The following is a 10,322-nucleotide window of genomic DNA, read 5'->3' on the forward strand; positions in this document are numbered from 1 at the left end:
GGCGTTGATGCTCCTATAGTTGTCAAGCGACGAGAGACAATTGTTTCGTCTCCTTATGTGGTGCGACGAGGCTCGGTATATCTCTCGGACGAGGTGGCGCTTGAGGCAGCGCAGGATCTCCTTCTTCGTGCGGCCTTCGTGGCTGCGGCGCTCGACGTAGGCGATCGTGGGTTCGTGGAAGCGCATGCGGACGACGAGGATCCGGTGCAGGGCGGCGTTGGCCTGGCGGTGCCCGCCGCGGTTGAGCCGGTGACGGCTGGTCTTGCCCGAGCTCGCGGGGATGGGGCAGGCGCCGCAGAGCTTTGCCAGGGCGGCTTCGCTGTGGACGCGTTCGGGGTTGTCACCGACCACGATCAGCAGTTCCGCCGCGGAGTCCGCGGCGATGCCGAAGTGGCTGGTCAGCGTGGGTGCGGCGCGGTCGGTGAGGGTGTCGAGGACGCGTTCGTGGCGGCGGGCTTCGTAGTCGAGGCTGCGGTGGCGGTCGGCGAGCGCACGCAGGGTGTAGCGGGCGGCGTCTTCGGGTCCGTCCATCGACTGGTAGCGCAGCGCGCGGCAGGCGTCGAGGAGCTCGCGGTCGCCCAGGGGCTCGAGGGCCTCGCGCAGCTCGGCGGGCGCGTTCACCAGGACCGTCTTGAGAGTCACGATCGCCTGGGTGCGGGCCTTCGTCGCGGTGTCCTTGGCGATCTTGACCTGACGGATCATCTCGACCACACCCTCGCGGGTCTTCGGGACGGCGGTGGCCGTGCCGGACAGCACGGACCGGGCGGCGGTCTCGGCGTCGATGGTGTCGTCCTTGCCGCGCAGGTGTCGCACGGTGCGGTCACCGCGGTTGACCTCGATGACCTGGTCGCCGGCGCGACGCAGGAACGAGACGAGCCCGGCGCCGTAGGAGCCGGTGCCCTCGATCCCGAACACCACCGGCACGTCGTCGTTGTCGCCGGCGAGCTCGCCGACCCAGTCGCGCAGTCCCGAGTAGCCCGCACGGTTGACGGTGACCGTGGTCGAGCCCAGCAGTGCCCCGAGCTGGTCGACCGCGACGGCGACGTGGAGGTGTTTGTGGGTGTCGACGCCGACGACGATGCGCGGGCGGTTGTCGTGCGGGATCCTCATCGGTGACTGCGTGTCCTCTTCCCGGGGGCGTGGTCGACAGCGCGCCGGGCGGGCGGGACAGGACTGTGATGGGACCTGCTGAGATCAGGCTCCTATGAGGTCACTGCCCGCTCGGTGCGCCACCAGTGGCGGTGTCGCCCGGGCGGCCGACAAATCAACGCCAGGGCACCGAGAGGGCCAGTCGTAAGCATGGGTCAGACCGACCGGGCGACGAACACCAGTCTCACAGTCGTAGGAGTCGCCGACCGAGCCGATCGAGGCCACCGCGCCGGCCTCGGCGAGCCGGTTGCCGTAGCGGATGGCTGTGTATTGCGACCCGGCGTCGGAGTGGTGGATCAACCCGTCCAACCGTCCGTCGGTGGTTTGGCCTGCGTGTTCGCGGGTCCACAACGCCATCTCCAGGGCGTCGAGTGGGAGCTCGGTGGGCATCCGGGAGGCGCAGCGCCACCCGACGACCCGCCGTGAGTACACATCGGACACGAACGCGGTGAACACCGTCCCCGACCACGTCGGCACATAAGTCATGTCCACCACCCACAGCTGGTTCGGACGTGCCGCGGTGAAGTCGCGATCCACCAGGTCCGGGGCGCGGTCCGCCTGTCTGTCGGGGCGGGTGGTGATCAGCGGCTGTCCGCGACGCACCCCGTGCAGCCCGAGGCGGCGCATGAGCCGCTCGACCGTGCAGCGGGCCACCGGCCTGCCCGCCGGGCTTGTGACCCGGTCGCGGCGCAGCTGATGCCACATCTTGCGGGCGCCGTAGACGCCGCGGCCCTTGTCCCGGTCGAAGAACGTAGCCTCGATGATCTCGGCCAGGGCGGCGTCGGTCAGGGCCCGCCGCGACAGGCGGCGGTTCTTGTGGGCGTAGTAGCCCGACGGGGCGACCGCGATGCCCTCGGCTCGCAGGACGGCGCAGATCGGCTCGACCCCGAACCGGACTTTGTGAGCGTCGATGTAGGCGACGATCAACGGGTATGGCGGTCGAGCTCCGCCGCCGCGTAAAACGCCGACGCCGTCCTGAGGATCTCGTTCGCCCGCCGCAGCTCGGCGTTCTCCCGCCGCAGCCGCTTGAGCTCCTCGGACTCCACCGAGGTCACACCCGGCTTCACGCCGTCGTCGATGTCGGCCTGGCGGCACCACCCGCGCAGTGTGTCGGGCAGGATCCCTAGCTGCGGGCCGATCCGCTTGCACGCCGCGTTGACCGACAGCCCCGGCTCTTCCTGGCGCGCCTGGCGGACCATCCGCTTCGCGCGCTCACGCATCTCGTCGCTGAACTTCCTCGGTGCCGGCACGATCTCCACCCTTCCGTGGGATCAGAGCCTCCACCAGACCCGGGGCGCTTCAAGATTGCCTCGGCCGTCGTACAACATGTCGATGTCGATTGCCGAGGGCTCCTCGCTGAGGGTTACGTCCAAGGGCAGAAGGACGAAAGGAGCAACTGGATATGAGCTGACCACTGTGTCCTTGGGCTCTATCAACCCAGCGAGCTTGCTCGGTGCGAGACGGCGGACTGCCTCCAGGAACGGCAGCCCCTCGGCTTCGCCCTCCTGGTAGAGCCACGGTCCGAACCACTGCTCGGGCATGAGGTTCATCGTGCTCGACGACTCGCTGTCTGTCCTGCCAAGTCGCCGGCTCGGGTGATCTCCCCGCGGCACGGGTTGACCTCTGCCAGGTCGAGGGCCGGACTGCAACGCAGACGTTCCCGTCTTGGGTCCTGGCATTCGACCTGGCTCCGCCTCAGCACGCCGTGAGGAGATCACCAGCCGCCGCACCTCCCCAGATCTCCGGGCGGGTACCGGGTTCGGGCGGAGCCCGAGAAGGTCTCGACCAGCTACGCTGCCTCGGGTGGGAGCCAACACGCCGGTCATTGTCTTCGCGCTGTTCCTCCTGGCCGCTGGCGGCGCCGCGACTACAGTGATCCGCTTCTGGCGCTCATCCTCACTCCGCGGCTCGCTCCCGCCCGCCATCGTCGCGCCCCTCGCGTACGTCCTCGGACTCATCACCGCCGATACCAACGCGATCCCGCTGAGCTTCGACCGTGCGCCAGTATTGGCCGCCGCCGAGCTGGGCGGCCGGTCTCTCGCGTTGTGCTCGGTCGCCCTCGTTGCCGCTGTCGTCCTGACTCGCAAGGACCGTTGTCGTGAGCTTTGAGCCTCAGATGAGCGAATTGCCCGCCGCGATCTGCGGACCGTCGAGATCACGATCGCGCTCGTCCTCATCGCTGTTGCTGCCCTCGGACTCCCGATCCTGACGAGCCTGCGGTCCGGGGCTGCACGGGGGGCCTCGTCGTCGTGGGGCGCTTCCGCGATCCCCGCAGGCGGGTCTACAGGCGGGTGGCCAGCACGACGTGGGTGCGCGAGGTGACGTGCAACGAGCCGCCGAGATCATCGTCGATGACGACTCTCAGGGCGTCCACGAGGCGGTTGAGCCGCAGCGGGCCGAGCGCGATGTGGTCGCTGAGCGTCGTCACGAGCCCGAGCCACTCGTCGGCGGTGTAGATCCGTGTGCCGCTGAGGGTGTGTGACCGCACCTGGGCGAAAGCGGGGTCTGCGGCCACGGCGTCGTCGTCGTGGCGCCACGAGGGCGGGCGACCGTCGGAGCATGTCTCGGGTGCGTGGGTGCGGTAGACAGCGTCGAGCGCCGCGAGCGGCTCGTCGTCCAGGAGTCGGTGGTTCAGGAACCGCGCGAGTGTCCCGCCGGGGGCGAGCACCGTCGCCGCTTTGCGAGCGCCTCGTTGCGGGTCGATCCAGGTCGCGTCTCCCTTGACCTCGAGCCGAGTACAGGACTGACGATGGCGCTATGGACTTCGACGTCGATGAGTTCCTGCAGGCGCCGTTAACGGCCCGTGTCGCCACCTCGGGCCCGACTGTGCGTCCCACCTGGTTCCTGTGGGAGGAGAGAGCGTTCTGGATCTTGACCGGCCCCTGGTCTCGGCTGGCCGCACATGTCGAGGCGGACGCCCGGGTCGCGCTCACCGTCGACGTCTGCGACGTGACCTCGGGCCTGGTTCGGCAGGTGATCGCGCGCGGCCGCGGCGAGATCGTGCCTTTCGACGTCGCCCGGGGACGCCGGAAACTCACCCGCTACCTCGGCCCCGACGAAAGCCTCTGGGACACACGGTTCCGCGACTACCTCACCGCGGGCTCCGCCGGACGAGGCACCGTCTGGCTTCGGATCCGCCCCGAGCGGATGACGGCGACGGACCTGAGCTATCGAGTCCCCGCCGAATAGGGCGGGGCCGCCGAGGTCGGGGCGGTGGCACTGTGGTGGGCATGGGGGATGAGAAGGACTTTCGACGTGAACAGGTACGGCGACAGCGTTTGATGAGTGCACCGGCGAACGAGGTCCCGGTGCGGCTGCCGTGGTCGGCGGTGCTGGCGCGGGGTGAGGACGTGGCCGTTCTGCTGGTCGGGGCCCGGCTCTACAGCACGTGCATGCAGCTCGACATCCATGTCCGTGGCCGCGGCGGCGCAGCCTTCGACCTGCACATGGCGGCCTCCGGGCGACCGGACGCGAACGGAGACGTGCTGTGTCTGGGCCTCTCGGGAGCCGAGGGGTTCGCCGCGACCAATCTGAGCCGCTCGCCGTCCGCGCAGCCGGACGAGGTCCCCAAGCTCACCCCTGGCGGTGGAGGGGGAGGCTTCGGGGCCGTCGCCACGACCTACCTGCTGCGCCCGTCGCCACCGGCGGGACCGGTCACCCTGTGGTGCGCGTGGCCCGTGCGCGGGATCGAGGAGACCGGCGTCGAGTTCGACGGTAGCCGCCTGGTCGAACTCGCCGAACAAGTCGAGGTGCTCTGGCCGCTGGAGGACGAAACGCCCTGGTCGATGACGCCACCCGCACCCAATGTCCCACCGGGCGGCTGGTTCGCAACACACGCGCCCGGCGGCTGAGGGCCGCTCTCACCTGAACTGGAGCGGCAGGCAGCGGTCAGTTGCGGTAGGGGGCGAGTGTCTCGATCAGGGCCTCCTCCGCCGTCATCCGGCCTTCGGCGACGGCCTGGAAACGTCGCAGGCCTTCCGGGCTCGGCTCGAGTCCGTCGGCGCGGACCGAGGCGAGCGCCTCAGCGACTGCTTCTCGCCGCAGAAAAGCATCGTTATCCACCTCGTCGCTGATCGCCATCTGCACACCATCCTCCCCTTCTCTGCGATCAGCGAAGGGGCTCCGCGCGCCAACTCGGCTACAACGGGCGACGCCATACTCGCCGCATGCCCGCACTCACCGATCTCGACGAACTCCGGTCGCGCGCCGCCAGCGCCCTGGACCTCCCGCCCGTGAGGATCGTGGTCGACGACGACGCCGCCCGCGCAATGGAGGACTCCCTCGATTGCACCGGGCTGCTCCTGCTCGGCGAGCTTCACGGCGTCCGGCAGACACCCCAGCTCATCGCCGCTCTCATCGAGCAGCTCGACATCGGCGTCCTGGCGCTCGAGTGGCCACAGCAACTCACCCCGACCGTCGAGGAGTACCGCCGCACCGGGGTACTGCACGATCACGACCTGCTCTGGCTGGGCGACGGTCGGCTCACTCCAGGTCATCTCGCCCTGCTGCGCGACCTCGCGCAGCGCGACCCGGCCATCGGCTTGCTGGCCTTCGACTCCTGGGGCCAGGTCCCCGACCTCGACGGCGCGTCCCCGTGGACCGCTCGTGACCATGCCATGGCCCGCCGCATCCTCGAAGGTGCACCGCCCACCGGTCGCACCCTCGTCGTCGCGGGCAACGCCCACACGCTCACCGAACCGACCGCCAACGGCATCCCCGCCGGCGCCTGGCTCACGCAGACTCGCCCAGGGCTCGGCGCCATCAGGATCAACTACGGCGACGGCACCATCTACAACCTCGGCACGAGGACCTTGTCCGGCCGCGAGCAACCCATCGACGACTATCGGGTACGCCTCGACGACGACCGCCTTCTCCTCGACCACCCAGCCCGGCTGAAGCCGACGTCCCCCACCGCCCGGACGTCCTCCCGGTCGCCCACCCTGACACCCGACGCTGAGCCGGCGACGCGGCCCGCATACGTGTCCGATCTCTGGCTCATCGCAAACCGCCCACCTCCCCCGGGAACCGAGCAGTGTCGGGCGTCGGTAGGCCCGCTTTGTGGCTACTCGTCCCGCGGGCGGTACCGGACCCGGATGAGCCAGCCGGCCCACGCGATGAGACCGACGAAGTACAGGACGAGCGGCAGCCAGATCGCTACCGGCGCGAGCGAGCCATCGGGGCTGTTGGCCGCGAGCGTCATCCATACCGGAACGAGGGCGAGGAACGCGAGAGTCACGCCCATCACCAGCGCCACGTCGTCGGCCAGCATCCGGCGCACGGTCGGCACCCGCTGAGGCACCGTCCAATAGCCACGGTTCGGGATGTTCATGGCACCCAGTGGTCCACGTAGCGCCACCAGGATGGTCACCACGGCCAACGCGACGATGGCCACCCCCAGCGCGGCCCAGACCCCGAGGATCTGGCCGGCCGTACCGAACCTGTCCGCGCCTCCATCGGCAGCGAGGTGCGTCGGGACATCACCATCCGGCAGCCGGCCCGCAGCCCAGAACGTGACGAGCGCATAAACGACGACGCCGGCCCCGAAGGCGATCCATGGTCGCAACGAGTCCCCCGATCCCGCCCTGCCCATTGAACGAGTATCCCGCGATGAGCCGGAGCCGCATTGGTGTCCGAGCTCTGACTACCGCGACGTGCCGGAGGTAGGGGCAAGCAAGCCGAACGATGCGAGCATGGCCGCGTCGCCGGAGTGGCGCTCTGGATCGCCTGGAAATCGAGCGACGGGCGCGCGGCCGGGTCGGTCGGCACATCGGGCACCTTCAGCGGGATTGCCACAGCGCCGCAAGTTCGCGTGCCTTCTGCTGGGCTTCGGCTGAGGGGTCGCCTGCGACGGAGTAGGCCAGGATCGGTGCGAGAGCGATGGCCCAGGCATAGGCGCGGTCGGGATCGACGTCCGGGACGGATCGGCCGAGCTCGTCGGCACGCCCTCGGAGATCGATGTCGCGAGGCAGGGCGGGCCCGAGTACCCAGTCGGCGAGATCGAAGTGCGGGTCGCCGACACATGCCCGGGGGTCGATGGCAACCACGCCGTCTGTGGCGCCACGCAGCACGTTGCCCGGGTGCAGATCCCCATGTACCAGGTGCGGCGCACCCTCATAGCTCCGCGCCAGTGCGATCGCTCGCACTTGCACCGCGTCGAGACCAATGCCGAGGACACCTGACGTCGCCGGGAGCCGCTCCATCCGGGAGCGTGTGAGCTGAATCAGGAACCGGACCCGATGCTCCACACCCGGGAACATGCCGTCCGGGATGCGCTGTGGTCTGAAGAGGTCGCTCAGCACTGGGATGACGTCCGGCAGGGCCCATCCGGTCTGGGCCAGGGTGTCTCCGGGTTCAACTCGGGTGAGAAGCAGCGCCCCGTCGCTGTCGTCCGCTGCCAGGAGGCTGACCATATGGGGACTCGGCTCCCAGTGCCGCAGCGCTGCGCCTTCGGCCTGCCCGAGAGCGGGCTCAGGGGTCAGCTTCAGGACGACTCGAGTTGATCCGCGCCTCCCCTCGACCAGCACGGACGTCCCACCCGCGCGTGGTTGCCCGAGCCTCCCGACGCCCCAGCGCTCCGCCAGTTCTGCTGTCCGACGGGCGCCACGGTCAAGCCAGCCGTGAAGATCGCGACCGAAGCGCGCCACCAGTCGGAGTTCGTCGTCCTGGCACAGCCAACGACTCGCCGCGTGATCGGTCACCGCCCCATCCTGCACCGAACCCGTGGCAACCAGGCCCAGGTTGGCGAGCGGCACGATGGGCTTGTGCCCGACCAAGATCCCACTCCTGCAGACCCGGCTCCGCCCCCGAGCGGTGCGCTCGACGCCGCAACCGCACGAGTTGCCGCGCTGACCACCGAGTGCCGAGCCCATGACGAGCTGGGTCGCTTCTACGCATCCGCTCTCGCCGGGCGGATCACCCACCGACGTCACGACTCCACGGTGGTCGCAGCACCTCGGCTGACTCTCGTCGTACACGCCGATCCCGCCGACGTGGCCGTTACCCGACGTCGGTATGCAGATGCACCTGGAACTCCACGCCGACGACCCGGAAGCCGCGATATCCCGGCTGCGTAGTCTCGGCGCGTCCGTTCCGGTGGATCAGCCGATGCCCGATGAAGGGCTGACCGTCCTGCTGGATCCGGCCGGGCATCCGTTCTGCGTCTTCGCGCCCTGAGCGGGCGTCGTCAGGTGAGGTCCCACAGGAGCCGGTAGAAGAACTGCCGCTCCGGGTCGGGTGCCACGCCGTAGGCGTCGAGCAGGCGATGTTCGTGTCCCGGGCCGTAGTTCCAGATGGTGCTCCAGGTGGCCGCGGCGAGGTCTGCCCAGCGGTCGGCGACGCCGAGGCTGCCGAGGTCGACGTGGCCGCAGCAGCGCCCGTCGTCATCGAGGAGGGTGTTGGGGACGCAGGCGTCGCCGTGACACACGACGAGCCGGTCCGCCTCGGGAGGGTCGTCGAGGATCCGCAGGGCCTCGTCGAGAGTGAGCCCGAACCGGTGCGGGTCGGGATTCTGGATGCGGGCGCGACGGGTGGCAACGTCCCAGCTGAACGGGCACTCGGCCACCGGAAGCGCATCGTGGAGGGCGCGCAGGCCAGCCCCTACCGCCTCGACCGCCCGCTCGGGCTCGGCCAGCCATCGGTTCTCGACGGCGTTCCGGCCGGGCAGCGGTGCGGTGACCAGCCAAGAGCCATCGGAGTCGGCTCCGTGCTCGAGCAGCGTCGGGACGGTGACGAACGGGGCGGCCCAGGCCAGGCGTTCGGCTTCCGGAGCGAGGTCGACGCCGGGCGGGGCCCACTTGACGTAACAGCGCCCAGGGATCTCGTAAGTGAGGCCACCGAGCATGTTGTGCCAGACCGGACGCAGCGCCGCGCCTGCCGCGAGCCAGGTAACGACCGCCGGCACCTGCACCTCGTCGCCCGGCGGGCCCGCGAGACCAGGAGGAACGTCCACATCCACCTCCAGTCAACGACAGGCGAAGGCCTCCGCGACCCTCACAGACGGGGAGATCACGGACATGTCCCGGTGTGCAGCCGGTAATAGAAGCTCGCTCGCGGCTGGCGCGGATCTGAGGGCAGCTCGGGACTCTCTGTCGAAACGGATCGGAGCGACCTGCGCCCATCGGTGATCACGTTCCCGAAGTGGGCGTCGGAGTAGAAGGCCGCGTGCATCATGGCGTCGCCGACTCTCGCATCTCCGCGAGTAGATGTCGATCGAACGAGGCTCCGTAGCCTGCCACGACCGCAACAGCATCAGACACCGGCGCAAAGGGCGGAGTAAGCGACGGGTTCCACCCCAGCCGCAACAGGATTCTGGGAACTCGCTCATTTTCGCGTTCGACGTGCTCGCGGATCGCGGCCGCGACGTCCGGCACGAGTCCTACCGTCAGCGCCGAGATCGACTTGCCTCGCTCGTCGGTGACACCACCAGTGGCGTCATCCTGACCCCCGCTGTCGATGACATCGCTGCAGCGCAGAGGTGGATGGCCTGTGTTGCTCGACTCGGTATCGAGGGTGTGGTGGCGAAGCGGCTCGGCCAGCCCTACCTCCCCCGTCGGTTCTGGTGGGAGAAGGTCCGGTCTCGCGAGTCCGTCGAGGCGGTGGTGGGTGGTGTCATCGGGCCGATGCGAGAACCGGGCGCTCTGGTTGTCGGTAGGTATGACCAGCGCGGACGCCTTCAGGTGGTCGGACGCACGCTTCCGCTCGCCCGTGCGGCGAGGTCGGAGGTCGGAGCCCGGCTCCGCCCGCCTCTCGGTGTGCGTCCGTGGCCGGCGGTGCTTCCGGGCGGCCGACTCGGTCTCGCGGGGAAGACCGACGACGTCCCCCGTCTTCCCGTCGCCCCCCGGCTGGTTGTCGAGGTCGACGTCGACACCGCAGCCGAGTATGGCCGGTGGCGGCACGGAGCCCGCTACCGGCGCATCCGCGCCGATCTGCTGCCTGAAGACCTTGCCGTGAATTCGTGAGCCGACTGCCGCTTCGGCTCGGCCCTGCTGGGTGCGCTGCGGAGTTGCTGGCGGTGTGGCTCGACAAATGGGAAGTCGTCCTGGGCTGCAACCCAGGCGTCCGGGTGCTCAGGGGTCGTATTCGATCCCGAGTTCCCGGCCGGGTCCAGGAATCTGCAGGGCGCGTTCGTGTTGGGCTGCTACCTCGAGTGTCGCGGTGGTGCGGCGTAGTTCGGG

15 protein-coding genes and 1 other annotated feature are annotated in these 10,322 nt (G+C 69.4%); of the genes, 6 read left to right on the plus strand and 9 right to left on the minus strand.

The genetic code is table 11. The features are described 5' to 3' along the window. The 4 genes from BLS43_RS28685 to BLS43_RS28700 form a co-directional block, all read right to left on the minus strand. On the minus strand, nucleotides 1-1,110 hold a 1,110-nt coding region (locus BLS43_RS28685), incomplete at its 3' end, for an IS110 family transposase (RefSeq protein ID WP_218130053.1). An 84-nt stretch (nucleotides 1,111-1,194) separates the two neighbouring features. Next, nucleotides 1,195-2,076 carry an IS3 family transposase gene (locus BLS43_RS28690; protein ID WP_176921626.1) on the minus strand — a complete coding sequence of 294 codons (882 nt, stop codon included), beginning with the start codon at nucleotides 2,074-2,076 and terminating at the stop codon, nucleotides 1,195-1,197. Then, nucleotides 1,984-2,115 (minus strand) — a sequence feature (AL1L pseudoknot). (Overlaps the previous gene by 93 nt.) Beyond that, nucleotides 2,073-2,408 carry a transposase gene (locus BLS43_RS32270; protein ID WP_093089844.1) on the minus strand — a complete coding sequence of 112 codons (336 nt, stop codon included), beginning with the start codon at nucleotides 2,406-2,408 and terminating at the stop codon, nucleotides 2,073-2,075. Its footprint overlaps the feature before it by 43 nt. The genes BLS43_RS28690 and BLS43_RS32270 overlap by 4 nt, the downstream gene beginning before the upstream one ends. Before the next feature lie 12 nt (nucleotides 2,409-2,420). Beyond that, the gene (locus tag BLS43_RS28700; protein WP_143030285.1) at nucleotides 2,421-2,690 is read right to left on the minus strand and encodes a hypothetical protein; all 270 of its coding nucleotides are present in this window, start codon (nucleotides 2,688-2,690) and stop codon (nucleotides 2,421-2,423) included. A gap of 262 nt (nucleotides 2,691-2,952) precedes the next feature. On the opposite strand from BLS43_RS28700, the gene BLS43_RS28705 reads away from it, so the two are divergent. After that, nucleotides 2,953-3,258: a hypothetical protein gene (locus BLS43_RS28705; protein ID WP_093089846.1), complete on the plus strand. Its 306-nt coding sequence runs from the start codon at nucleotides 2,953-2,955 to the stop codon at nucleotides 3,256-3,258. Nucleotides 3,259-3,430: 172 nt separating this feature from the next. Here BLS43_RS28705 and BLS43_RS28710 read toward each other — a convergent pair whose 3' ends face one another. Then, nucleotides 3,431-3,817: a hypothetical protein gene (locus BLS43_RS28710; protein WP_093089847.1), complete on the minus strand. Its 387-nt coding sequence runs from the start codon at nucleotides 3,815-3,817 to the stop codon at nucleotides 3,431-3,433. Nucleotides 3,818-3,906: 89 nt separating this feature from the next. On the opposite strand from BLS43_RS28710, the gene BLS43_RS28715 reads away from it, so the two are divergent. After that, complete coding sequence (locus BLS43_RS28715) at nucleotides 3,907-4,338, plus strand: pyridoxamine 5'-phosphate oxidase family protein (protein WP_093089848.1); 432 nt, start codon at nucleotides 3,907-3,909, stop codon at nucleotides 4,336-4,338. Between the two features lie 41 nt (nucleotides 4,339-4,379). Further along, the gene (locus tag BLS43_RS28720; RefSeq protein ID WP_143030286.1) at nucleotides 4,380-5,000 is read left to right on the plus strand and encodes a hypothetical protein; all 621 of its coding nucleotides are present in this window, start codon (nucleotides 4,380-4,382) and stop codon (nucleotides 4,998-5,000) included. Between the two features lie 37 nt (nucleotides 5,001-5,037). Here BLS43_RS28720 and BLS43_RS28725 read toward each other — a convergent pair whose 3' ends face one another. After that, nucleotides 5,038-5,229 (minus strand): antitoxin VbhA family protein, encoded by a 192-nt coding sequence (locus tag BLS43_RS28725; protein ID WP_143030287.1) that lies wholly within the window; start codon nucleotides 5,227-5,229, stop codon nucleotides 5,038-5,040. A gap of 86 nt (nucleotides 5,230-5,315) precedes the next feature. Between BLS43_RS28725 and BLS43_RS28730 the strand changes: the two genes are divergently transcribed. Then, a complete protein-coding gene (locus BLS43_RS28730; RefSeq protein ID WP_093089851.1) occupies nucleotides 5,316-6,443 on the plus strand; it encodes a TraB/GumN family protein in 1,128 nt (375 codons plus the stop codon). Between the two features lie 483 nt (nucleotides 6,444-6,926). Here BLS43_RS28730 and BLS43_RS28735 read toward each other — a convergent pair whose 3' ends face one another. Beyond that, nucleotides 6,927-8,078, minus strand: coding sequence for an aminoglycoside phosphotransferase family protein (locus BLS43_RS28735; RefSeq protein WP_093089852.1), 1,152 nt, complete (start codon nucleotides 8,076-8,078; stop codon nucleotides 6,927-6,929). Nucleotides 8,079-8,160: 82 nt separating this feature from the next. Between BLS43_RS28735 and BLS43_RS30370 the strand changes: the two genes are divergently transcribed. Further along, nucleotides 8,161-8,322 carry a VOC family protein gene (locus tag BLS43_RS30370; protein ID WP_176921627.1) on the plus strand — a complete coding sequence of 54 codons (162 nt, stop codon included), beginning with the start codon at nucleotides 8,161-8,163 and terminating at the stop codon, nucleotides 8,320-8,322. A 10-nt stretch (nucleotides 8,323-8,332) separates the two neighbouring features. Here the strand turns inward: BLS43_RS30370 and BLS43_RS28740 are convergent, their stop codons facing one another. Together BLS43_RS28740 and BLS43_RS32275 are read right to left on the minus strand one after the other, a co-directional pair. Next, complete coding sequence (locus BLS43_RS28740) at nucleotides 8,333-9,049, minus strand: aminoglycoside 3'-phosphotransferase (protein ID WP_245707904.1); 717 nt, start codon at nucleotides 9,047-9,049, stop codon at nucleotides 8,333-8,335. A 60-nt stretch (nucleotides 9,050-9,109) separates the two neighbouring features. Continuing rightward, nucleotides 9,110-9,397, minus strand: a complete 288-nt coding sequence (locus BLS43_RS32275; RefSeq protein WP_176921628.1) for a PH domain-containing protein — start codon at nucleotides 9,395-9,397, stop codon at nucleotides 9,110-9,112. Here BLS43_RS32275 and BLS43_RS32280 point away from each other — a divergent pair. Beyond that, nucleotides 9,351-10,106: an ATP-dependent DNA ligase gene (locus tag BLS43_RS32280; protein ID WP_093089853.1), complete on the plus strand. Its 756-nt coding sequence runs from the start codon at nucleotides 9,351-9,353 to the stop codon at nucleotides 10,104-10,106. The genes BLS43_RS32275 and BLS43_RS32280 overlap by 47 nt on opposite strands. Nucleotides 10,107-10,322: the final 216 nt, after the last annotated feature.

The organism is Pseudonocardia oroxyli (assembly GCF_900102195.1).
Lineage (GTDB): Bacteria > Actinomycetota > Actinomycetes > Mycobacteriales > Pseudonocardiaceae > Pseudonocardia > Pseudonocardia oroxyli.

What these genes read in the sequence shown, in the direction of transcription:
- BLS43_RS28700 (WP_143030285.1), bottom strand. Translation starts at nt 2,690, where the DNA reads ATGCCCGAGCAGTGGTTCGGACCGTGGCTCTACCAGGAGGGCGAAGCC.
- BLS43_RS32280 (WP_093089853.1), top strand. Translation starts at nt 9,351, where the DNA reads ATGTCGATCGAACGAGGCTCCGTAGCCTGCCACGACCGCAACAGCATC.
- BLS43_RS28720 (WP_143030286.1), top strand. Translation starts at nt 4,380, where the DNA reads ATGGGGGATGAGAAGGACTTTCGACGTGAACAGGTACGGCGACAGCGT.
- BLS43_RS28730 (WP_093089851.1), top strand. Translation starts at nt 5,316, where the DNA reads ATGCCCGCACTCACCGATCTCGACGAACTCCGGTCGCGCGCCGCCAGC.
- BLS43_RS30370 (WP_176921627.1), top strand. Translation starts at nt 8,161, where the DNA reads ATGCAGATGCACCTGGAACTCCACGCCGACGACCCGGAAGCCGCGATA.
- BLS43_RS28715 (WP_093089848.1), top strand. Translation starts at nt 3,907, where the DNA reads ATGGACTTCGACGTCGATGAGTTCCTGCAGGCGCCGTTAACGGCCCGT.
- BLS43_RS28725 (WP_143030287.1), bottom strand. Translation starts at nt 5,229, where the DNA reads ATGGCGATCAGCGACGAGGTGGATAACGATGCTTTTCTGCGGCGAGAA.
- BLS43_RS32275 (WP_176921628.1), bottom strand. Translation starts at nt 9,397, where the DNA reads ATGCTGTTGCGGTCGTGGCAGGCTACGGAGCCTCGTTCGATCGACATC.